The organism is Chelatococcus asaccharovorans (assembly GCF_003201475.1).
GTDB classification, from domain to species: Bacteria; Pseudomonadota; Alphaproteobacteria; order Rhizobiales; family Beijerinckiaceae; genus Chelatococcus; species Chelatococcus asaccharovorans.
In genome coordinates this window covers 86322-109656 of record NZ_QJJK01000016.1, presented here as the reverse complement: position 1 = coordinate 109656, position 23335 = coordinate 86322, and the positions used below count along the sequence as shown (strand labels likewise).

The window sequence follows — 23335 nt, the reverse complement described above, 5'->3', positions numbered from 1 at the left end:
CGGGTTCCGCTCGTTAATGAGCTCCCAAATCTCTTCCGCGCGCCAGGCCGTTGTTCCTCCCAGACGCACCGGCTGGGGAAACTCGCCCGTCTTCACTTTCGCCCAGAAGGTGGACTTGCTCAGGGGCAATGGGCCACCTGGCGCCAGGATCTGCTTCAACCTGACCAAGCCAGTCCGTGGCATCTCCGTCTGCGTTATTGTTTGTCGGTTCGTACTCTCGGCCGTCGGTTGCTCATCCGGGGCAACTTGAGTTGGTGCAGGCGATATAAATGCGGTCGGCCTTCTTCCCTTCTCAGGGCGTGGTGCCTCCTGCCCCCCAGTTTTACGGTCCTGCGGGCGTGATTGCCCCTTCAAAGCCTCCCATAACGCGGCATCCCCCAGCCAATCGGCCAGCTTCTCCGGAACGACCATGTCGTCATGACCAACGAGACCGATCGCCACTGCCCGGCGGATTCGCTCGTGCTGCTCCTTGAAGCGCTTGATTGTTGGCGGCGCCTCATCGGCCGTCAGCGATCCCTCGTCAAGCAAATGCGGAGCTTTGCCGAGGGACAAGGCTGCGGCCTCGGCCACCGTCCAGAACGGCATTTCCCGCCATCTGGCCGTATCGAGCGATGCGCCTAGTCGATTACAGGGCAATAGTCGATCGCGAAGCTCTGACATGGAGAGCGGCTGCAACGTGGTTTCGGGCTTGGAGAGCCATATCGGAGTGAGGACTTTTAGGACTCGCCGCTGCCAATCTGGTCGACCCGATGAGAGCCGAGGCGCGCAAGGAGAAGCGCATGCCGCACGCCGTTGGCGACGGCACTTTCATCGTGGACGGCCGCAAGTTCGATCGCAGGGAGATGATGCGCTCCAAACTGCCTCCGGGGGTCTGAGTTGGCTGTGCAGACCGATCTTCTTGCGCCTCCTTCTTCCGGCGTCACGATCGCCGCCAGTCATCACGCTATGATCTGATGGCGGAGGTGCCGGAATAGCCACGCTGATTCCGTCGCGCTTCAGGCCGCCGTTTCTCCGCCTAGGTTCGCACCACGCTTTGGGCTAGTCCTCACCGGACCTGGCAGATCACCAAGATCGTGTCAGTCTTGGACTGCAGCAGGCCGCGGGTCGACGGATCAAGGGCAAAGCTGCACCCCGCCTCTAGCCGATGTTCTTCGGCGAGGCAGCTGCCAGACAGAACGGTTCCCAGTCCGATTGCGCCTGGCTCTTGTACAAAACTCGAGCCTGCCGGGAGCCGAAGGCAGGTGACTGTCAGTCGCCTGTCGTGGCTTCGGAACAATTCTTCCTCGCCGCCGGTTCGCTCGGACAGTTCTGCGCGCCGTATGAGAGTAAAGTCCTGCATCGGCTCAACCGGGGATTCCGGCCGATAGCTGAGCGCGAATTTGAGCGTCGACTCGGTCTGCGCCCAACGATAGGAAAAAGTTGGCGGTAGCACAAAAAGATCGCCTGCATGGACCCTGACTTTTCCTGTCATTGGGTTCGACAGATCGAACTGGCCTTCCAGGAGGATCGAGAATTCGTAATCGGGCCGCGTCTTGGGATGGATCGCATAGGGCGTAGCGCCCCAGGCGACTATCGAAACGCCAAGCGGTGGCGCGGTGAGATATGTCTGGCCCCGGATCTCGGGACCCGGCCCATCGAGGATGGCCGCGTCTAGCGGCGGGCGTGGCCCAAGTCCATCAAGGCCGAGAGGTATCAGTGCCATCGCATGTGTTCCATTACATCCGCGCCGCATCCACCGCGGTACGGATCCGCGCCGTCGAGATCGTTGTCGGCAGAGTGCAGTCTGCACCGAGAATCAACCTCTGTCGGCCGAAACGCTCTATGATGTCGCGCACCGCGATTTGGATCTGTTCCTCCGTACCGTCGACAAGAACGCCGCTCCGGTCATCGAGGCCACCGAGGACGGTTTTTCCGAACAGCTTCGCTCCCGCGTCTAGCGGCACTTCGCTTTCGTGTACTGCCCAGTTGACCGCGGCAGCGCGGTAGTTCGCATATGGGCCAAGGCGCGGCTGCGGTTTGCAGACATGTAGCACCACCTCGTCGGTATGGCGCGAGATCTCATCCAGGATCTCGGTCTCGAACGGCTTGAGATAGCGAGTGAAGGTCTCTTCGTCGAAACGATCGGACTCCCCGCCGATCGAGCTATAGTAAATACCCGAAGCGCCGGCTTCCAGGCAGGACAACGACAATTCGATCAACGCATCGGTGACGGCGCGGAAGGCCGGCATCACCGCTTCCGGACATTCTTTCAGATGCCGGGTGAGAAGATGCGGCATATCGAAGGTGGCCTCGGGACGGCGACCACCGTGGAAAGCACAGATGTAGACGCCGTGGATTGTCGCGAGGATTGGCACCTCTCCTCCCAACTTGTCCGCCAATGCCTTGATGATGTCGAGCTGCCCCTGATAGTAACCGCCTTTCGTCTTTAGCGGCCTCCATGTCGCCCAGTCCTCCGGCCGGGAAATCGGCGTGTCCATCTGGTAACGATATTCATTCATTACCTTCAGGACGTCGGGATCGACCTCGCGATAGAAGTCTAGATGCGCGCGGACCGCCGCATCACCGAACCAGTCATCCTCATGGAAATGCAGCCAGAACCCTGACGGCACATAGTCCACCGGGCCACCCGCGAGAGCAGCCTTGAACGTTTTGACCTTGTTCATCTGTTCTTCCGACTCCTCGTCAACCGCGGAAAGGCAATCCTTTCCACGCGGCCGCCCGTTACATCAGGGTGGATATTTAGGTTCTGCCGGCCGACAACCGCATCAGGCGTGATCCGCCTAGGTGTTTCTTGATAACACGCTGCGCTTCATCGGAATCACGGCGCTCGATGGCATCACAAATGGCGCAATGTTCGTCCTGAACCTCGCCTTTGTAGAGGGCCAGCCGCTCCGTATCGTCCAGATCATCACGCATGAGAGCCCTAGCGATCGTGGCAGTGCGCACGGTAGCCAGCACACGTGAACAATATTCATTCTGCGCTGCTGAAGCGATGGCGAGATGCAGGGCGATGTCGGCCTCGATGCATTCATCCAAGTCACACGCACGATTGCCCCGCTCGAGGCAGTTCATAAGCTCTTTGATATCTGCGTCGGTCCGCCTCTCTGCCGCAAGCGAGACTGTTTCGGTCTCAATCAGGGTGCGGAACTCGTAAAGCTGCCGAAGGCTTTTCATCGACTCGAGATCTGCCACGGTGATGCGAAATGCAGGCGACGGCGAATTGGCGATCACCACGGAGCCGCGTCCGCGCTGGGTCGAGATCAGGCCGGCCTCGCGCAGGCTCGAGACGGCTTCGCGCACGACCGTGCGACTCACTCCGAAGGCGGTGGCAATCTCGGCGTCGCTAGGGAAATGCTCACCAACCTTGATGCGACGACTCTCGATTTCCTCGCGCAACTTGCGAGTCAGCATCGTCGCAAGGCTAGGCGCCGCCTCTAGGGTTTCGGATTCTAATAGAAACGCCACAACTCCTCCCTCTTGTATGCCTGCAAAGTATCGACACCGCTGCCGGCGCCAGCGCGCTGACGGAGACGCCCCCCTGTTTCGCGGCCCATAGAAGCACGTTCCGCACTGGATCGCCAGATAAATAATATATCATCTTGTAATATATGCTGATGACACACTGGATCGGTTCTGCTTAGAATGTGTCGTGAGAGGTGGTTTCACACCCGTCTGTTGCCCGCCGGCCCGGATTGTTGCTTAGGGGGACGCGTTGAAAATTCTTATTGAGGAAAGTCTGCGAGCAGAGGCCAAAGAGCTGCTTGTGGGACATGAGGTCGTTTCATTCGCCACGGGCGAAGATGGTCGCGATGTGCTCACCAGCAAGGCACGGGGCGTCGAGGCGCTTGTCCTGCGTTGGCCGCTGAAGTTTCCGGTCGACGCGGAATTTCTTGCCGCCTGCCCGGACCTCAAGCATGTCCACAAGTCCGGTTCTGGACTTGAGCACGCCAATGTTCTCCATATTGAGGCCTGCACCGAAGCCGGCGTCATATTCTCGAACAACGCCGGATTGAACGCGGATGTGGTCGCCGAACACGCGATCCTGCTGACGCTGATGGCCCTGCGGCCTGACACGCTGACGCAGATCAACCGCATGCGCGAGGGTAGCTGGGATCCCTCTCCGGCGGATGGCGTTCAGCGGCCGCGTACCCTCATCGGCAAGACGGTCGGCATCATCGGGCTCGGGCAAATCGGTACCTGTATCGCGGCCCGCATGCAGGCCATGCGCGTCGGGCGCATGCTGGGATATCAGCGCACCCGCCGTTTCGAGCAGACCTATTTCGCCGGGATCGAATGGGTGGAGCTGCGCGAGCTTCTGGAAAGCTCGGACATAATTGTTCTGTGCCTGCCGCTGACCCCATCGACGACTGGGCTGATTGACCGTGAGCTGGTGGGGGCGATCCGCCCCGGCGCGGTTCTGGTCAATGTCGGCCGCGGCGGGGTTGTCGACGAAGTCGCTCTATTCGATGCCGTGCGCGATGGTAGGCTTGCCGCCGTCGGGCTGGACGTGCTTGAGACCGAGCCTTCCGACAGCCCGTTGATGCGGCTTCCCAACGCCTTTGTCACTCCGCACACAGCTGGAACCGCTGTCGAGATGCAGCGGATTCAGCGCCAGGCCGCGATAGAGGCGGCCGCCGAATTTGCGCGAAGGCGGCGACCGCCACGCCTGGTCAATCCAGAGGTGCTGAAATCTCCAGCATTGCGCGCCACGTGGCTTCGCACCGCCTGACACTCCAGAGCTAACCTACAAGGATAAATTCCGTAATGATGCCGATCCAGCCTCCCGATGCCGTATTTGACCCCTATGAGCGGCTTGCTGCGCTTAATCTCAAGCTCGAGACCCGGAAGACCCGGGGCGACTGGTTCAGTTTCACGCGGCGTTCAGGCGATCTTCTCTACACCTCTGGCCAGATCGCCAACACCGCCGAGGGACCACTGTATCGTGGCCATCTGGGGCGCGAGGTTTCGACCCAGCAAGGCAATGAATGCGCCCGTCTGACGATGCTGAACGTGCTGTCGCTGGTTCATCAGAGCACCGGTGACCTGCGGCTATGGCGGGCATTCAAGATCTCCGTACAAGTCTCATGTACCCCGGATTTCGCCGACGTCGGCGAGGTGGTGAACGGTGCGTCCCAATTGCTGTTGGACGTATTCGGTCCTCATTTCGGCGCTCATGCCCGCATCGGCATGAGCAACGTGGCTCTGGCCGGCGGCTCGCCCGTCGAGATGGAGGCGATTTTCCAGCTTCGCAGCGCCTGATTTCTGTCTGCATGAGAAAGGTCCGGAGCTGTTGCGGCTACGGGCCGGCCAGAAGGGGTTCCAGTCCCGCTAAACAGGGTAAAAAGGATATAGAAATGCCGACCCTCGCAATCAGCCGCCGCGGTTTGCTCCTCGGCTCGCTTCTCGCCTCTACTGGCCTGGCAACGATTGGCACCGCCATGGCCCAGAAGGCTACGCCAACCCCCATGCACGGCGGCATTCTGACCTTTGTGCTGATGGCGGAGCCCACAGTGGGGCTGATCAATATCGTCAGCGCCGGTGCAACGCGCACCACTGCCAAGACAAACGAAGGCCTGCTGACCTACGATTTCGACCTGACGCCGCGCCCTCAGCTTGCGACCGAATGGGATATTGCAGAAGACGGCATGACCTATACGTTCAAGCTGCGGCCTAACGTAAAATGGCATGACGGGAAGCCCTTCACGTCGGAAGATGTGAAGGTCTCCTATACGTTGCTGCGCAAGGGACATCCACGTTCGCAGGCGGTTGTTCTCAATATCGCTGAGATCGAGACGCCGGATCCCTTGACCGTCATCTTCCGGATGTCAGCGCCGGCGCCATACCTGATCTACGGCCTCGCGGCGGCCGAGATGCCCATAGTTCCGGCACATATCTTCAAGATCGGCGAGGACGCCTCCCAGAATCCTGCGATTCGCAAACCGATCGGCACCGGTCCCTTCAAGTTCAAGGAATGGGTGCGCGGCAGCCATATCATCTATGAGCGCAACCCTGACTACTGGGATGCACCCAAACCTTATGTTGACGGGATCGTCTTCCGGGTGATGACCGATCAGGCCGCCCGCTCGGCCGCCTTTGAGACCGGCGAAATCCTGATCGGCGATGAAACCCCTGTCTCTTACGCCGATATCAAACGGCTGACCCAGACGCCGGCTCTGGATGTCACTGCCGACGGCTATACCTCGCGCAACACAGTCGCGCGGCTCGTGTTCAATCTCGACCATCCGATCTTCTCCAACCTCAAGGTTCGGCAGGCGATTGAACTCGCGATTGACAAACAGCGTCTCGTTGACTCGGCCTGGTTCGGATACGGCAAGGTTGGCACCTCGGCCATCCCCTCGGGCATCGCCCGCTTCCACGTGCCGGTCGAGACCAAGGCCGTCGATCTCATCAAGGCCAACGCGCTGATGGATGAGGCCGGCTATCCAAAGGGGGCAGACGGCAGCCGTTTCAAAGTTAACATCGACTATTATCCAGGCTTCTCACCGATGAAGAGTCAAGCCGAGTTCATCAAGAGCGAGCTGGCCAAGATCGGAATCATCGTCAACGTCCGAAATGCAGACTACGCGACATATGTGAAGCGAATCTACACTGACCGTGATTTCGAGTTTTATACCACAACCAATTCGGCAACTTTTGATCCAACCATCGGCGTACAGCGTAACTATCTTTCTACAGCTTTCACGCGCGGCGTGCCGTTCTCGAACGGCTCGCACTATGTCAGCAAGATCGCCGACGATGCGCTCAATGCTGCCGCGCGCGAGCCGGACGAGAAGAAGCGATACGAGTATTTCGACGTATTCCAGCGTCAGGTGGCCCAGGATCTGCCGGCTATCGCTCTGATCGAGATCCAGCAGCTGACTGTTTTCAACAAGCGCGTGCATAACCATACGCTGGCGGCAGAAGGGCTGTGGAGCAACATGGCGGACCTGTTCCTCACTAAGACATGACGTCGCCCGCACGGCGAGCCATGCGCTTCGGACCGGGCCCTTTCATGCATGGCCCGGCTTCCGCCGATCCCTGAGCCCACGTGGAGGCAATCCCTTGTCCGGCCTCAGCCGTATCCTGCGCACCCTACGACGCAGTACCCTCCAGGCGATCCCCACTGCCATCTGCATTATCGTCCTGAATTTCATCCTATTGCAGATGGCGCCCGGTGATGCGGTTGACGTATTGGCCGCAGAATCCGGCGCGGCGACGCTGGAAGGTATGGCCGCGATGCGCGAGCGTTTTGGCCTGAACGCGCCGGTGATCGAGCAGCTCTCGGCGTATCTCAATCGCCTCCTGCATCTTGACCTCGGTACCTCAGCTCGTTTTGGCGTGCCAATCGCGGAGCTTATCGCGCAGAGGCTGCCGCGAACGCTCCTTCTCATGGCGCTGGCGCTTGGTATGGCGGCGATCATTGGGGTCGCGTTAGGCGCGGTGATGTCCAGTTTCGCCGGCCGGCTGTCCGATCGGGTACTGTCGATCCTGTCGCTGCTGTTCTATTCGATCCCTAACTTCTGGATCGGCCTCATGTTGATCGTCCTGTTTTCGGTCAAGTTAGGTTGGCTCCCCAGCGGCGGCTCGGGCTCCATCGGGATGGGGCTTACGGGATGGGCGGCGCTCGTGGACCAGGCGCGATATCTTGTCCTGCCGGCAGCCTCGCTGGCGCTATACTATGTTGCCATTTACGCGCGCCTCACCCGCGCCGCCATGCTTGAGGTCCGAGCGCAGGACTACGTTCGCACTGCCCAGGCCAAAGGCCTGCCGCCTCTGGTCGTTAATGTCCACCACATTCTCCGCAATGCATTGATACCCATCACCACTATGGCCGGTATGCATGTCGGCGCCATGTTGGGCGGCGCCGTCGTGGTGGAGACTGTATTCAGCCTACCGGGGCTCGGTCGGCTGGCCTTCGAGGCGGTGCTGGGCCGCGATATCCAGGTGCTGCTGGGCATCCTCCTGCTGTCGTCCTTCTTTGTCATCGTGATGAATGCGTTGGTGGACCTCCTGCATACCTTCCTTGATCCGAAGATAGGGGTCCACTGATGCGATTGCCGTTCTTCAGGAATGAGCCCCCCACTCCTTACGACATGGCCGCCGCCAACCTGTCGAACCGAGAACTGAGACTGTTCCTCACCAACCCGAACGCGGTCGTTGGCCTGGGCATCCTCGCCTCGGTGGCGTTGCTCGCGCTATTGGCGCCAGCGCTTTATCCCGGCGATCCGTTGAGCGTGGTCGCGGAGCCTTTCCTATGGCCGGGCCAAGATTGGGCCTACCCGCTGGGGACGGATGCGCTGGGTCGCGACGTAATGGCCGGAGCCCTGCATGGGGCCCGGATCTCGCTCTATGTTGGTTTGGCGGCGACGATCGTCGGCTTTGGCATTGGCCTGCTTGTTGGAGCGAGCGCCGGCTACTTCGGCGGCCGGACGGATGCTGCGCTAGTGAAGCTGATCGAGGTGTTCCAGACCCTCCCCAATTTCGTGCTGGTCGTGGTGATCGTTGCAGTCCTGGAGCCGACGCCCACCGTTGTCGCCGTTGCGATCGCGATCGTAAGCTGGCCGACAATCGCCCGGCTGGCCCGCGCGGAGTTCCGTTCAATCCGTGAGCGCGACTATGTCACCGCGGCGCACAGCTTGGGCTGCGGCAGCATCCACATTATGGGGCGGGAGATCCTGCCCAACGCCCTGCCGCCGCTGATCGTGACCTCGTCAATCATGGTCGCGAGCGCAATTCTGATGGAATCGGGGCTGTCCTTCATGGGCCTCTCGGATTCGAACATCATCTCCTGGGGCTCCATGATCGGCGCTGGGCGCGAATTCATTCGTACCGCGTGGTACCTGACCGCCCTGCCAGGAATTGCCATTGTCCTGACTGTGCTGGCGCTGAATATGATCGGCGACGGCTTGAACGATGCGCTGAATCCCCGGACCCAGAACGACTGACGCCGCGCCGATTACGACGATCGAACGGAGAGTGACGATGGACGTCAACCCCACCGCCATCCTGGACGTGCGCAACCTCACGGTCAGCTTCAAGGTCCAAGGCGGCCATGCCACTGCCGTTAACCGGCTAAGTTTCAGCATTCCCGCTGGTCGCACGATGGCGCTGGTCGGAGAATCCGGCTGTGGCAAGTCGACCACGGCGCTCTCGGTGCTTCGTCTCCTGCCGCGCAATGCCAATCTCAAGGGGCAGATTCTCTTCGGCGGGCAGAACCTTGCCACGCTGCCCCTTAACGCCTTGCGCAAAGTCCGCGGCCACGAGATCGGTATGATCTTCCAGGAGCCGATGACCTCCCTCAATCCGGTTCACCGCATCGGGCGGCAAATCGCCGAGGCGATCCTCTATCATGAAAAAACCACAGCGGAGGCCGCCCGCGCCCGCGCTTTGGAGCTGTTGCGGCTTGTGCACCTGCCGGATCCCGAAAGGCGACTGGATGTCTATCCGCACCAGCTCTCAGGGGGACAGCGCCAGCGTGTCATGATTGCCATGGCCATTGCCGGAAATCCTAAGCTTCTGATCGCTGACGAGCCAACGACTGCGCTGGATGCTACCGTCCAGGCGCAAATTCTGGAACTCATAGACGAGCTACGCCGCAAGTTGGGAATGGCGATACTGATGATTACGCATGACTTAGGTGTGGTCTCACGCTGGGCGGACGAGGTCGTCGTCATGCATCACGGTGAGAATTTGGAACATCTGAAGGCCGCTGACCTTTTTACCGAGGGCCGCCATCCCTATACGCGCGGACTCATCGGGGCTTCGATTCGCGTAAGCCAGGACATCCACTACCGGACCCGGCCTTTGTCCGAGATACGCGTGAGCCGCGATGCCGAAGGTAACTATGAGTATGCGCTGGAACTTCCAACGCGTCCGAAGCTGCCACCGATCGATTCCCTGGCGCCCCCTGTGCTGGAGGTTCGGAATCTCGTCACCAGCTATGATCTCGCCGGCACCGAGTTGCGGGCAGTCGATGATGTCAGCCTTATTATTCGGCAAGGCGAGACGCTTGGTCTCGTTGGCGAATCCGGTTGCGGCAAGTCTACGCTGTCGAAGACCATCATGCGTCTTGTGCCGGCTACCTCGGGGCAGCTCTTGTTTATGGGACGAGACATAACTCGCCTTGAGGGCCGGGGCCTGCAATCGCTCCGGGCAAACATGCAGATGATCTTCCAGGATCCGTTCGGATCACTTAATCCGCGGCACACTGTGGGCGGTATCCTCGATATCCCGTTGCGCCTGCACGGCATAGCCGACAAGGCTGAAAGGCGTAACCGCATAGCTGAGGTGATTGAGAAGGTCGGTCTGCCTGCGCATAGCGTATTGCGCTACCCGCATGAATTCTCGGGCGGACAGAGGCAGCGGATCGGCATCGCGCGCGCACTGATCCTGCGTCCCTCGCTGGTCATCTGTGACGAGCCTGTCTCGGCGCTGGATGTCTCTGTGCAGTCACAGATCCTCAATCTGTTGGCGCAACTGAAAGAACAGTTCCAGCTTAGCTACTTGTTCATTTCGCATGACCTGGCAGTGGTGCAATATATCTCGGACCGGGTCATGGTGATGCAGTCGGGCAGGTTTGTCGAAGAAGGTAGCTACCGTGACATTCTGCGCAACCCCCGCCATTCCTACACCCGCACGCTGATCGCTGCTGCCGAGGGCGGCCGCGTGGCCGAAGCAGCCGCTTGAGCGGGCGCCAACAAGTTGGATGGAAAATGCGAACGGCAATCGTTATCGCTCCCGGATATGCCGACCACCGGGCCGAGGCGGCTTTGCTGGCGCCATTAGGCGTCAACGTGAAGGTGCTTGACTGGGCCGGCGAACGGCGTCGATTGATCGAGGGCGTTGCGGACGCGGCAATCCTGTTTGTCCGCGACACTGCACTGGATTCTGAGGTGATCAATGCATGCCGGAACGCCCACGGGATTATCCGATACGGCGTCGGTGTGGATCGGATCGATCTGGACCAGGCCCGTGCCCGGGACATCAAGGTGGTCAATATTCCCGACTATGGCGCAGAGATAGAGGTGGCAGACCACACCCTGGCATTGTACCTCGCCGTGCAGCGGCGGATCGTCAGCCATGACCAAGCAATTCGGGCCGGTGCCTGGGGTTTTGGCCAACAAGCGCCCATCGAGCGGATAGCCGGACAGATTCTGGGGCTGATTGGATTCGGGCGGATCGGGCGGGCGGTGCGCGACCGTTTCGCCGCCTTTGGCATCACCGAGGTGCTGGTCCACGACCCCTGGCTTGACCCCGCGGCTGCCGTAGCGGCTGGCGTTGCACCGGTCAGTCTCACCGAGCTGGCCACGCGGTCTCGGATCATCTCGATTCACGCCCCCGTTTCGGACCCGGAAAGGCCGATGATCGACAAAAATCTCTTGGCCGTGATGCGGCGAGACGCTGTGTTGATCAATACCGCCCGGGGAGCCCATGTCGATGAGAATGCGTTGACAGAAGCACTGCGCGAAGGACGCCTCTATGGAGCGGGGTTGGATGTTTTTCAGACCGAACCTCCGGCTCCGAGCAATCCGCTGCTTTCCTTGCCAAACGTCGTGATATCCGATCACGCCGGCTGGTACTCGGAAGCAACGGTCGCCACGCTGCAGCGCAAAGCGGGTGAGGCCGCCGTGGCGATCCTGACCGGCCGGATTCCCGCAAACTGGGTGAATGCATGAAGACCGTTAGTTTTGACCTAACCGGGCGCACGGCCCTCGTGACCGGGGGTGGCGGGGGCCTTGGGTTGGCGATGGCGCGAGGCCTTGCCGAACATGGCGCGAGGGCTCTTCTGGTTGGACGCGACCATGCAAAGCTGGATGCGGCCGTGGCCGTGCTGGAGGCTGACGGGCTGCTCGCCGAAGCGTTGCCATGCGATCTCCTGGATCGCAGCGCCAGTGACGCGATGGTCGTAGAAGTAGAGAGTCGGTATGGCATAGACATTCTGGTGAATAATGCTGGCGTACAGCATCGCCAGCCGGTACTCGACGTTGCCGATGACGACTGGGAACGAGTTATCGACACCAATCTCAATGCGCCGTTCCGGCTGGCGCGGGCTGTCGGCCGTGGAATGATTGCGCGCGGACGTGGCAAGATCATCAACACGCTGTCAGTTCTGTCCACGCTGGGCCGGGCCACGGCGGTACCCTATGCATCCGCAAAGGGCGGCCTGTTGATGCTGACCCGAGGTCTTGCGGTCGAGTTGGCCCCTTCGGGCATCCAAGTGAACGGCATCGCCCCGGGATACATCTTGACCGAGATGAACACGGCCCTTTCCCAGAATGCGCAGTTCAGCGACTGGCTGACGTCCCGAACTCCGGCCCGCCGCTGGGGCCGCCCCGAGGAACTTGCCGGCGCCGCAGTGTTCCTGGCCGCGCCGGCTTCCGATTTCGTCACCGGGCACGTGCTGGCCGTCGATGGCGGCATCACCGCTGCAGTCTGACCGCCCTCATCAGATTTCCAGGAGAAGCGACATGAGCCTGATTATCCGCAACAACGACAATGCCAACCGGCCGATTGTCGACGCGGCAAGTCCCCATCTTCCCGATGTGTATTTCAACCGTATCCGTCTGTCCGCCGGAGAGAGCCTGACGCTTGAAGTTCCCGGCTTCGAATGTGTGGTCGTGGTGCAGACAGGACGCTGCAAGATATTGGTGGGTGACACCGAGTTCCACGGCATTGGCGGACGCGCCGATATTTGGTCAGGCAAGGCCGACAGTGTCTATACCGGTACCCGCCAACCCTTTACGGTCATCGCCACTGCGGATCTGGAAGCGGTGGTCGCGGGCGGGGCCTGCACCGAAGCCCATGCGCCCTTCCGAGTCACGTCTGACGAAGTGGAAAGCGTCGTTGTTGGTTCGTCTGACACCAAGTCGCGGCGGGAGATCTTCCACATACTTGGTCAGAACGCCAATGGCCGCGCGGGCAATCTTCTCGTGAGCGAACTCTATGCGGAAGACGGCTGTTGGGCGGGCTATCCGCCGCACAAGCACGACACAGATCGCGGAGGTGAGACCAACCACGCCGAACTCTATCACTACCGTTTCAACCCGCCTTCTGGCTTCGGCGGCCAGTTTCACTATCACGCGGATGGAACTCCCGAAGCGGTGATGACGCTAGACGGCGACACCTATCTGCTCCCATCGGGCTACCACCCGACGGTGACCTCGCCCGGCCACCGTGCCTATGTATTCACTATTCTGGTCGGCCGGGATCAGCGGGGCCTCGTTCAGTATTTCGACCCTGTACACGAGCACCTGACAGATTACATCCCTGGCCTTGGTGCCATGCGCGACAAATTCAAGTAGGATAGACTTATTGCTCAATGGGGGGCGCCGGCGATGTTCCTGGCCTGTCACTGACTTGTGGATATGCTTGCGGGATCTCGCCTTGGCGAGCAAATCGCGGTCGATATCGAAGGTCAAAGACCACCAGAACGCGAGGACATCGGCGTCATTCATCCCCCCGGGATGTAATCACGTCGATCCGTCGCGCTGGCAAGGCTGACGATGTCGTGGCTGTCCAGCCGCGCCCTGGCCTCGGGGCGTAAGTCTCTTCCCATACGATACGCATCGCGCTGCCTATTGGCTATTCGGCAGCCCCATGGCCGTGCAGCGGTGGTTGTGGACAGATTTGGGGGGCCGCCTCAGATCGTGGGGTAATCGACACCGAGTTGCTTGAGGTAGGTCTCGAATCTCGCCGGGTCGTAATAGGTTTTCTCAAGGTCAGGCCGGTATTTCGCCTGTGCTGGGCCGTTGAGGTGTATAGCGGGGATTGCGTCGGCGCTCTGAATCGGCGCGTATTTGATGTCTCTGGTCTGCACATTGACGAAGTAGTCGCGAATGCTGTCCAGAAGATCAGGCTTGAGGAGCAGGTCGATAATAGTCATACCCGCCACCTTGGCTGCCGCCGAGACGCCCTTGTGGGCGATCGGTGTCGCCATCGACACCGCTGAACTCCAGTGATGCCCGATCGCGCCAGGAATGTTGGAGGGATACCGTAGGCGGATCGTCGGAACCTTCCAGGTCACATCGCCGATGTCGTCCGAGCCGCCGGCGGTCGGCCCCATGAGTGGCGGGGTAAGCGGCGGAAGAACCGTGCGAAGCCCGATCTGCTCGACCTGCATATGGCTTTGCAGAGCTTTCGCCAGGGCAAGATCCTCCTCGCTCCAATCGGGCATGCCGACCGTCTCCATATTGCGATGGACAGCCTGTGCAAGCGGAAGGTTGTAGTGATGCGGCCAAGCGACACCGAGCAGTTCGGACGTGAAGCGGGTGCCGGTCATCAGGGCTGCGCCCGCTGCGATGTCCTGCGCCACATCCATCATAGCGCGCACGTTTCCTGCATCGGAATCGCGGAAATAGTACCAGACTGATGCACGATCCGGCACGACATTGGGTTGCCCGCCGCCATTGGTGATGACGTAGTGCGAGCGCTGACGGGGATGCAGATGTTCGCGTTTGAAGTTCCAGCCGACATTCATCAACTCGACGGCGTCGAGCGCGCTTCGGCCAAGCCACGGAACACCCGCCGCATGGGCGCTCTTGCCGTGGAATGTGAACTCGACGGAGGCGGCGCCCAGGGATTCTCCTTCGCCGCCCTGCACGGTGAAGTCGTTTGAGACATGCATGCTCAAAACCACATCCACGTCGTCAAGCACGTCGGAATTTGCGACATATGATTTGCTGGCAATCTGTTCTTCGGCGATACCCGGCCAGAGGTGAAGTGTTCCTGGCAGACCTTCTCGTTCCATGATGTCCTTGGCCGCCAGGGCCGCGACGATGGCGACAGCCATGCCTGAGTTGTGGCCTTCGCCGTGGCCTGGTGCGCCTTCGACGAGCGGTTCGGGGCGAGGAACCCCTGGCTTTTGGGAGAGGCCCGAAAGCGCGTCGATATCGGAGTTCAGCGATATGACAGGACCGCCATTCCCCCAGCGCGCAGCCCATTGCGTCGGGATGCCCGCCGCCTGCCTTCTGATGCTGAACCCCGCATCTTCGAGGATGCGGGTCATATAGCGTTCGGATTCGCTTTCCTGAAAGCCGAGTTCCGCGAAGCTGAACAGGCTATCGACGATCTCCTGCACCAGCTTGGCGCGTCTTTCCACACCAAGGACGATTGCCTGCTTGAGACTATCGACGCTTGCCGATTTTGAGCCGTTGTGGGTGTCCATCTGAAACGTCGTCCCTGCGAGGCGAATGAAATCACGTCCCGGTCGAGCGCTGGTTCTCGCTGATGTGGTTGGGTGCGGCGGCGATAAGTCTGCGCGTGTATTCGTGTTGTGGATTTTGGAGGACGGCTTCCGTCGAGCCGGCCTCGACGACATCGCCGCGATACATAACGATCATCCGGTCGCAGATGTAGCGGATCACACCGAGGTCGTGCGAGATGATGATGTATGACATGCCACGTTCTCGCCGAAGGCGGTTCAGCAGATTGAGAATGGTCGCCTGTACGGAGACATCGAGCGCCGAAACCGGTTCGTCGGCGATCATAAGCTTCGGATTGCGTGCGAGCGCCCGGGCGATACCAACCCTCTGCCTCTGGCCGCCGGAGAGCTGATTGGGCTTCCGGCTTGCCATAGCCTCGGTCAGCCCCACTTCGGCCAGAAGCTTTCTAATGCGTTCCTGCCTTGCCTGCGCGTCCGGCTCAAGGGCGAGAAGCGATTCCTCAATACTGCGGGCGATGGTGAAGCGTGGATTAAGGGAGGAGGAGCTGTCCTGGAAGACGAATTGCACCTCGCGTCGCCACTGGCCTATCTCCGCCGGCTCCAGCGCGGATAGCGGTTTGTCACCGAACAGGATCTCGCCTTCGGTTGGCATTTCCAGGCCGACCATCATCCGTGCAACCGTTGTCTTGCCCGATCCCGACTCCCCGACGATCCCGAGCGTTTCTCCCGGCGCAATCGAAAGCGACACGTCTTTCACCGCAGGAGGCCTTGGGCCTCGCCAGAAGTTCAGCAGCCTTTGCTGGCCAAACACCTTGGTGATGGATCGGACCTGCATGATAGCCGCCGCGTCAAGTTCAGGAGCGACGGTTTCCATGGTGGTATCCGCAATGACAGGAGGCAGCACCACGCGTCCGTGGTGGTGGTTGTGACAGGCTGCCCAATGTCCGGTGCGTTCCACGAACGCTAGTGGCGGGTCGATCTGCTCGCATATCCCGGTGGCGAGGGCGCAACGGGGCCGCAATGCGCAACCGCCCGGCAGATTGATCAACGGAGGAGGGAGCCCCTCGAGCCCCTGCAGGGGCTTGTCGCGCCCGCGGTCGATGCTCGGCATGGCCGCGACGAGCGCGGCCGTATAGGGATGGCTTGAGCGCGAAATGACGTCGTCCGTAGCGCCATGTTCAATGATGCGGCCGGCATACATGACAGCGACGCGATCGACGCGCTCCTGTACGACGCCGAGATCATGAGTGACCATCAGCACAGCGAGCTTCAGCTCTTTGCGGAGATTGTCGATAAGGTCGAGGATCTGCTTCTGCACGCTGGCATCGAGGGCGGTGGTAGGCTCATCGGCAATCAAGAGTTTCGGGTTGCGGGCCAAGGCCATCGCAATCACGATCCTCTGGGCAAGACCACCCGATAGTTCGTGCGGATACTGGCTCAGCCGCGCTTTGGGCTGCGTCACGCCTACGCTATCCAGCAGTTCCATGCTCTTCATATGGCTGGCGCGTAGCGAGCCGCGGTCCTTGGGTGCCATCGCCTCCGCAAGCTGGGTTCCGACGAGCATTCGCGGGTTGAGCGCCTTCATCGGATTCTGGAAGATGACGCCAACGCTATCGCGGCGGATGTTCCTCCAGGCACGCTCGCTTGCATTGCTCATGTCCACTCCGCCGACAACGAAGCGTTTGGCGGTGAGCGTCGCGGAAGGCGTGAGCAATCCCGCGATCGCCATCGACGTAATCGTCTTGCCGCAGCCGGATTCCCCGACCAGACCTAGCGCTTCGCCAGGCTCGATCTGCAGCGAGACGCCGCGGACGGGATGGACAATGCCGGCGCGCGACAGGATCTGGATCTTCAGCTCGGAGATATCCAGAAAGCTCATTGCAATCCGTCCCCTCGGACCGAATAGACATCCGCAAGCCAGTCACCAATGACCTGCGCGCTCCACATCACGAGGACGAGCGCCATGCCGGGGAACATCGCGATCCACCAGCCGCCGGCGAGCTGTGACTGCCCCTCGGAAACCATCGTTCCCCAATCCGGCGTTGGCGGTTGTACGCCGATGCCGAGGAAGCTGAGAGCGGCCTCCATGAGCAGAGCCTGTGAAAAATTGGCGGTTCCCGTCACTGCCAGGAGCGGTATGGTGCTCGGCAGGATATGCCGCAATACGATCCAAACCTCGCCGATGCTGGCAAGCCTTGCAGCCTCCACGAACGAAAGATTGCGTACTGCCATGACCTGGCTGCGCACCACGCGGTAATGCATGGTCCAGGATTCAAGCGCGATCACGATGATGAGGTTCGTGATGCTCGCCCCGAACAGGACAAGGATGAGCAAGGCCAGAACGAGACCGGGAATGGACATCTGGATATCGGCCAGCCGGCTGAGGAAGCCATCGACGATGCCCTGCCGGTAACCGGCAAGGAGACCAAAGCCGAGCCCGAGCAGGACGGCAATGGCGGTTGCCGTGAAACCCACGAAGAGCGGGGGGATTCCGCCCCAGATAACCCGGGCCGCGATATCCCGGCCGAGCAGGTCGGTCCCGAATGGATGCTCGAAAGAGGGCGGCAGCAGTATGGCCATCAGGTCCTGCTTGTAGGGATCCACGCCAAGGAAAGGCGCGGAAACCGTCATCAGCAGTACGCATCCCAGGGTGGCGAAGGCGAACATTACGCCGACCGGAGGCATCCCGCGGCGCACCGCCTTAGTGGTCTGTGTCGTTATCGCGCTCATCTCTTCTGCGCTCGCGGATCTATGATGACGACGAGCACGTCAACGAGAAGGCTTGCGATATTGTAGCCGAGGCAGACGAGGATGACGGCGGCGAGCGCAACAGGATAGTCACGAGAGACGACCGCTTGCACCAGCAATTGCCCCACACCGGGATAGGCGAACAGGGTTTCCACCACGACGGCTCCGGCCAGAACGCCACCGAGCTGCAGGCCGATCAGGGTGGTGACGGGCCCGAGCGCGTTGATCGCATTGTGGCGTATTCTCACCGCGCGCTCTGAGATGCCCTTCGCCCGGGCGGTCTGGATATGCTCCTCGAAGCGGATCTCGTTCATCGTCGAGCGGAACAGTCTTGCGACATTCGGCGCGACGTAACAGGCGAGTGTGGTGATCGGGAGAATAAGGTTCCGCCAGCTCGAAAAGCCGCTCGTCGGTAGCCAGCGCAACGTCAGGCTGAAGAAATAGATCAATAGCAGGCCCATGAAGAAATTTGGCACGGACTGGAGGATCATCAGAAGCCGGATCGGCACGACGCGCATGATCCTGCTCCGGCCAGACGAAGACACGTATCCGACGACAAGTCCGAGGAGAGCACCGAGTACGACCGCCGTCAGTCCGAGGAGCAGGGTATTCGGCACCCGGTAGAGCACCTCCTGGAAGGCTGGACGGCCGGTATAGAGCGAGTTCGGGAAGTTCCCCTGCATGATATTCACAAGGAAGTTGCGATATTGCAGGTAAATGGGCTGGTCGAAACCATACTGTCGCGCCAGTTCCGCCACCTGTTCGGCCGTGGCCGTTTCGGGAGCCAGCACTTCAGCCGGATTTCCGGTTGCGTAGAGCATCAGGAAAACGATCGTGACCGCTCCCCACAGCGAAAAAAGTCCGCCGATTGCCCTGCGTAGAAGAAATCTTACCTCTATGGGAGAGCGCAGGCGCGCCTGCAACGCCTTGAAATGGGAGATCGTCGCCAAATTACCGTCCTTGGTGTATCTGAGATACGGACAGGCAGGGGCCGCGCGTGCGCCAGCCCCTGCTTCGATCGTCGTTACTTGGCGGGGCGCATGTCGGAGGCCCGCGGCCGGTCATCTGCCCGTGGCGTCCACTCGACGCTCTTGCTGACGGCGTAGGTGAACGGCTGCGGCCACAGGTAGACGAGCTGGGCATCGTCCGCGAGGATACGGTTGGCCTTACGGATGAGTTCCGCCTGGCTTTCCAGAGACGTCGCCGTCTTCACTTTCTCCACCGCGGCATCGTAGTCGGGATTGGACGGTCCCCATGTATAGCGGCCTTTGCCGGTGAACTGGTTCATCAGCTCGGTTGAAGTTCCGGTTGTCGATGAGAAGCCGAGATAGAGGAGATCGGTCCCCTTCTGGGCATCGGTGATGAATGAAGTCCAGATCGCGGTCGGTACGATCTGCAGCTTGATCGTCACGCCGACCTCCGCGAGCTGTGCGGCGATGGCCTGCGCGGCCTGCGGCGCCTGAAGATATTCGTCGCTGACGCCAAGCGAGAGAGTGAGGCCCTTGGCGTAGCCGGCCTCCGCAAGAAGCTGCCGTGCCTTCGCTGGATCATAGGGCCAGGCCTTCATCGTTTCGTCGAAGCCAACCTGACCAGGAATGAGGACCTGGGTCGTCGCAGCCTTCGTCTGGCCGCGATAGATCGATGCGGTAATCAGGTCCTTGTTGATGGCGTAGTTGAGCGCCTGGCGAACGCGAACGTCCTTCACCGAGTCGCGTAGCATGTTGAAACGCAGCACGTGGACGCGACGCCCAGGGATTGCCCCGACGTTCAGGTCTTGCAGGCTGGAAAGCTGTTGCACATCCAGCGGAGAAATGTTGTTGGCGAAGTTGAGTTCGCCGCTGCGCAGCGACGTGACCCGCGTCTGGCTGTTGCCGATCACGCGGTAGGTCGCGTTTTCGAAGGCAGCCTTCTCACCGAAGAAGTTTTCATTCCGCTTCAGGGTCACATGGGATGCAAAGTCATAATTGACGACGACGTACGGACCTGAAGGATTAACCTCCACCTTGGGGTTATGGGTTTTCGACCATTCAGGCGCGAGGAATGAGATCGCGCTAAGCCGGCGCGGCAATTCGAGCCACGGCGTTGATGTCTTGATGACGACGGTTGTCGGATCCGGTGCCTCGACGCTGCTGATCATGTTGAAGTCGGCGATGACTGTCGATTGCGTTGCCGGATCCAGGAGCCGCTTGAAGTTCCACACGACCGCATTTGCGTCGAGCGGCTCTCCGTTAGCGAACTTTGCGCCCGGTACCAGCTTGAACGTGAACTCCTTCCCGTCGACATCTGTCCATTCGCGCGCCAGGTTTGGGACAAGAGAGCCATCCACGAAGGAGGCGGTTGTCAGGGACGAATAGACCTGGCTCATGATCGAGAGATCCTGCACCGTGCGGGCGAATGCGGGATCGAATGTCAGCAGCGGCAGCGAGGCGACCGTGACGCCGCTATCCGCAGCAGATGCCGGTCTGCTGCCTGACGCTGCGCCAAAGATCATAAAGCCCGCCAGTGATGCTGCTATTAGGCTGTTTCGCATCATGTTCCCCATTTGAGTTTTGTTGAGCGAAATGAGTTCCTGCAGTTCAGCCGCGACCGATCTCTTCGGGATAAGGGAGTCCAAGATTGTCGCGAAGCGTTCCGGGTTCATATTCCGTGCGGAAGCAGCCCCGCGCCTGAAGCGCCGGTACCAGTAAGTTGGTGATCCGTGTCACGCCACCCGGTTGGTAAAGCGCCGACATGTTGAAACCGTCCGCTCCGGCGTTGTTGAACCGATGGTGCATTTCCTCGGCAATCTTTTCGGCTGAGCCTACTGGCGACCAATGTCCACCTGCCGTGCAGTTGTGCTCGACCATCTGGCGAACGGTGAAACGTCGCTCTACGCTCATGTAGCGATAGAGTTCGTATCGCGACTGCATGACCTGGACGGTGGTCGTTTCGGGAAAGGCCTCGGCGGGCACAGCTTCGTCAAGATCATAGGCGGCAAGATTGACGCCGGGCAGGAGGTCCTGAAGCTGGGCCACGCCGACTTCGAAATTGATCAGATCGTTGAGCTGCCGATGCATCGACAACGCTTCCGCCTCGGATTCGCCGATGACCGGAGAACAGCCGGGCAGCACCTTGATGTGATCCGGGTTGCGCCCTGCCTTTGCGGTGCGCGCCTTGAGGTCAGCATAATAGTCCTGCGCCTCCTCCAAGGTAGGCGAAAGGGCGTAGACCATATCCGCATAGGCAGCGGCCAGGCTCTTGCCGCTCTCTGAAGTGCCGGCCTGCGCGTATACCGGGCGTCCCTGCGGACCGCGAGGCATGTTGACCGGGCCGCTGATACGGAAGACTTCGCCTTCGTATTTCTCGATATGGACATGCGACGGATCGCCGAAAATGCCGCGTTCGCGATCCATGACCAACGCGGCCTTATCCACGCTGTTAAAGAGCCTGCTGATAACTTCTACATACTCGGAGGCGCGCTTGTGACGGGCGCTGTGATCCAGCATGGGCTGGTCGGAATAGTGATGCGCGCCATCGTAGGACGTAACGATGTTCCAGCCCACGCGGCCGTTGGAGATGTGGTCAAGAGATGTAAGCTGCCGCGCGATATTGTATGGTTCGGTGAACGTCGTCGAAAGTGTGCATACGATGCCGATGTTGTCCGATATTGCTGCAAGAGCGGATCCGAGCGTGACGGATTCCAGAAAGCGTAGCGGACGAACGGGAAAAAGCTTCTGACTGTGCAACGGGCTGTCGGCCAGAAATATCAGGTGGATCTTCGCCGCTTCCGCGGCGCGCACCGCATCCCTGTAGAGGCTCAGGGAATAGGCTTCCTCCACGCGGCTGTCTGACTTCCGCCACGAGGCTTGATGCATGCCGACCCCGTTCAGCATCAGTCCCAAAATCATCTGGCGCTTGCGCTCTGTCATCTCGACCGACCCTTTTTGATCCCCACGCAATGTTGTATGATAACTAGACATACGATATAGAGCTATGTCAATCGTATTCGACCGTGATCGGCCCCCGGCTGTCGGATCGCGGAGCCAAAGATAAGTGGAGGCGGCGTGAAGCAATCCTTTGTTGCCGAGGCGATAGAGATGCAGCCGAGTCTGGTATCCATCGTTGCCAAGCGGCTTAGAGATGAAATCGAACAACGCAGGTTTCCGCTTGGGACGGCATTCCCGACCGATGCGGAGCTTGCCAAGGGTTTCGGCGTCAGCCGAACGGTCGTGCGCGAAGCTGTCTCCTCGTTGCGGGAAGCGGGACTGATCTCAACCCAGCGCGGCCGAGGCTCTATCGTCATTGCTTATACGGCGTCTCCCGGTTTCAGAATCTCGGCCGAAGAGCTGGAGTCCGGCAAGCGCCTTCTTCATCTTTATGAATTCCGTTCGTTGATCGAGACCGAGGCCGCAGGGCTTGCGGCGCAACGGCGGACTGAGGCCGATGTCCAGCGCATCTATGACGCTCTGCAGGACGGACGCTCGATTGGCTCCTTCGACAAGGCGATCGCTGCAGATATCGATTTCCACGTTGCGATAGCCGAGGCGGCCCGTAACGAGTATTTCCAGCGCATCATGGCGACTATCCGCACCGCAACGACTGCGCGGGCTCTCATGCGTTTCGAAACGGACCGGGAATCCTATGTCGAGCTCTACCGGACGGTACTTCAGAAGGAGCATCTCGATATCGCCGACGCCATTCGTGACGGCCACCCCTCCAAAGCACGTCAGCTCCTCAAAAAGCACCTTGGTGGGCGCCGCTACAAGGCGCTGCTGAAGTCCGCCCTCGAGCAGATGGACGAATGATCTACTCTGGCCTGCATTTTCAAGGGAAGGACATGCCGTGACGGAAACGACTGCAATCCAGATCGATGCCGGAATCTTCTGGGAGGCGCTGGGCGCACGCGCGGCAGGCGCCGCTGTGGTGACGGCCCGCGACCACGCCGGGCCTGCCGGCTTTCTGGCGCTTTCCGCAACGCATCTCAGCGCGTCACCGCCGATGATGATGGTATCGATCGGTCTTAAGACCTCGGCGCTCTCGACTATTCTCTCAAGCGGACATTTTGCCATCAACTATCTGGCTGATACCCAGGCCGACCTGGCGGCCAGCTTCGGCGGCAAGGGGCCGCTCAAGGGCGCGGACCGGTTCGAGCAGGACAGGTGGGGAACGCTTTCCACCGGGGCCCCCGTGCTCAAGGATGCCGTTGGGGTGCTCGATTGTATTCTCGAGGAAACAATCGAACGTCACGGCGCGGTGATCGCGCTCGGACGCCTCTCCGCCTATTCCCTGGAGGGCATCGGATCCCGCCCCCTAATCAGTTTCGCAGGCCGGATGGGACTCTAAGCAGGATCAAAAAGAAGGGTCCATCATGAACACGCCAGTCGCCGTACAGACAGGCGATCCGGCCACGGATTCCCGCGGATTTCGGCAGTGTCCCGGTCAGTTCAG

Annotated in this window: 20 protein-coding genes and 1 pseudogene; 11 read left to right on the top strand and 10 right to left on the bottom strand. The window is 60.4% G+C overall.

Annotated elements, in window-relative coordinates; genetic code table 11:
- The 4 genes from C7450_RS34795 to C7450_RS29130 form a co-directional block, all read right to left on the bottom strand.
- The coding region (locus C7450_RS34795) for a helix-turn-helix transcriptional regulator (protein WP_245450202.1) at positions 1–585 on the bottom strand (585 nt) is incomplete at its 3' end.
- 460 nt (positions 586–1045) lie between these two features.
- The gene (locus C7450_RS29140) at positions 1046–1702 is read right to left on the bottom strand and encodes a cupin domain-containing protein (protein WP_110378000.1); all 657 of its coding nucleotides are present in this window, start codon (positions 1700–1702) and stop codon (positions 1046–1048) included.
- A gap of 13 nt (positions 1703–1715) precedes the next feature.
- A complete protein-coding gene (locus C7450_RS29135; RefSeq protein ID WP_170147502.1) occupies positions 1716–2618 on the bottom strand; it encodes a uroporphyrinogen decarboxylase family protein in 903 nt (300 codons plus the stop codon).
- A gap of 121 nt (positions 2619–2739) precedes the next feature.
- Positions 2740–3465 carry a FadR/GntR family transcriptional regulator gene (locus C7450_RS29130; protein WP_146227582.1) on the bottom strand — a complete coding sequence of 242 codons (726 nt, stop codon included), beginning with the start codon at positions 3463–3465 and terminating at the stop codon, positions 2740–2742.
- 247 nt (positions 3466–3712) lie between these two features.
- Between C7450_RS29130 and C7450_RS29125 the strand changes: the two genes are divergently transcribed.
- The 9 genes and pseudogenes from C7450_RS29125 to C7450_RS29085 all read left to right on the top strand — a co-directional run bounded on the left by C7450_RS29125 (position 3713) and on the right by C7450_RS29085 (position 13301).
- On the top strand, positions 3713–4729 hold the full coding sequence (locus C7450_RS29125) for an NAD(P)-dependent oxidoreductase (protein ID WP_110377997.1): 1017 nt from the start codon (positions 3713–3715) through the stop codon (positions 4727–4729).
- 35 nt (positions 4730–4764) lie between these two features.
- A complete protein-coding gene (locus C7450_RS29120) occupies positions 4765–5259 on the top strand; it encodes a RidA family protein (protein WP_110377996.1) in 495 nt (164 codons plus the stop codon).
- A 95-nt stretch (positions 5260–5354) separates the two neighbouring features.
- Positions 5355–6968 carry an ABC transporter substrate-binding protein gene (locus C7450_RS29115; RefSeq protein ID WP_170147501.1) on the top strand — a complete coding sequence of 538 codons (1614 nt, stop codon included), beginning with the start codon at positions 5355–5357 and terminating at the stop codon, positions 6966–6968.
- Positions 6969–7062: 94 nt separating this feature from the next.
- Positions 7063–8049, top strand: a complete 987-nt coding sequence (locus tag C7450_RS29110) for an ABC transporter permease (protein WP_110377994.1) — start codon at positions 7063–7065, stop codon at positions 8047–8049.
- 68 nt (positions 8050–8117) lie between these two features.
- A pseudogene (locus tag C7450_RS29105) lies at positions 8118–8945 on the top strand (ABC transporter permease); the annotation flags it as partial.
- 37 nt (positions 8946–8982) lie between these two features.
- Complete coding sequence (locus tag C7450_RS29100) at positions 8983–10686, top strand: ABC transporter ATP-binding protein (protein ID WP_110377992.1); 1704 nt, start codon at positions 8983–8985, stop codon at positions 10684–10686.
- 26 nt (positions 10687–10712) lie between these two features.
- Positions 10713–11675 carry a C-terminal binding protein gene (locus tag C7450_RS29095; RefSeq protein WP_110377991.1) on the top strand — a complete coding sequence of 321 codons (963 nt, stop codon included), beginning with the start codon at positions 10713–10715 and terminating at the stop codon, positions 11673–11675.
- Complete coding sequence (locus C7450_RS29090) at positions 11672–12436, top strand: SDR family oxidoreductase (RefSeq protein WP_110377990.1); 765 nt, start codon at positions 11672–11674, stop codon at positions 12434–12436. Before C7450_RS29095 ends, C7450_RS29090 begins: the two co-directional genes overlap by 4 nt.
- A gap of 31 nt (positions 12437–12467) precedes the next feature.
- Entirely contained in the window at positions 12468–13301 is an 834-nt protein-coding gene (locus C7450_RS29085) for a 5-deoxy-glucuronate isomerase (protein ID WP_110377989.1), read from the top strand.
- Between the two features lie 338 nt (positions 13302–13639).
- Here the strand turns inward: C7450_RS29085 and C7450_RS29080 are convergent, their stop codons facing one another.
- From C7450_RS29080 to C7450_RS29055, 6 genes are all read right to left on the bottom strand, one after another.
- Positions 13640–15163, bottom strand: a complete 1524-nt coding sequence (locus C7450_RS29080; RefSeq protein WP_110377988.1) for an amidohydrolase — start codon at positions 15161–15163, stop codon at positions 13640–13642.
- Positions 15164–15194: 31 nt separating this feature from the next.
- Positions 15195–17039: a dipeptide ABC transporter ATP-binding protein gene (locus C7450_RS29075; protein ID WP_110377987.1), complete on the bottom strand. Its 1845-nt coding sequence runs from the start codon at positions 17037–17039 to the stop codon at positions 15195–15197.
- Positions 17036–17890 (bottom strand): ABC transporter permease, encoded by an 855-nt coding sequence (locus tag C7450_RS29070; protein WP_110377986.1) that lies wholly within the window; start codon positions 17888–17890, stop codon positions 17036–17038. Before C7450_RS29070 ends, C7450_RS29075 begins: the two co-directional genes overlap by 4 nt.
- Entirely contained in the window at positions 17887–18858 is a 972-nt protein-coding gene (locus C7450_RS29065; protein WP_146227581.1) for an ABC transporter permease, read from the bottom strand. Before C7450_RS29065 ends, C7450_RS29070 begins: the two co-directional genes overlap by 4 nt.
- Positions 18859–18932: 74 nt before the next feature.
- Positions 18933–20549 (bottom strand): ABC transporter substrate-binding protein, encoded by a 1617-nt coding sequence (locus tag C7450_RS29060; protein WP_110377984.1) that lies wholly within the window; start codon positions 20547–20549, stop codon positions 18933–18935.
- Positions 20485–21816, bottom strand: a complete 1332-nt coding sequence (locus C7450_RS29055) for an NtaA/DmoA family FMN-dependent monooxygenase (protein WP_170147500.1) — start codon at positions 21814–21816, stop codon at positions 20485–20487. Before C7450_RS29055 ends, C7450_RS29060 begins: the two co-directional genes overlap by 65 nt.
- Positions 21817–21951: 135 nt before the next feature.
- On the opposite strand from C7450_RS29055, the gene C7450_RS29050 reads away from it, so the two are divergent.
- Together C7450_RS29050 and C7450_RS29045 are read left to right on the top strand one after the other, a co-directional pair.
- Positions 21952–22692 carry a FadR/GntR family transcriptional regulator gene (locus tag C7450_RS29050; protein ID WP_110377982.1) on the top strand — a complete coding sequence of 247 codons (741 nt, stop codon included), beginning with the start codon at positions 21952–21954 and terminating at the stop codon, positions 22690–22692.
- A 37-nt stretch (positions 22693–22729) separates the two neighbouring features.
- Entirely contained in the window at positions 22730–23230 is a 501-nt protein-coding gene (locus C7450_RS29045) for a flavin reductase family protein (protein ID WP_110377981.1), read from the top strand.
- Positions 23231–23335 lie beyond the last annotated feature (105 nt).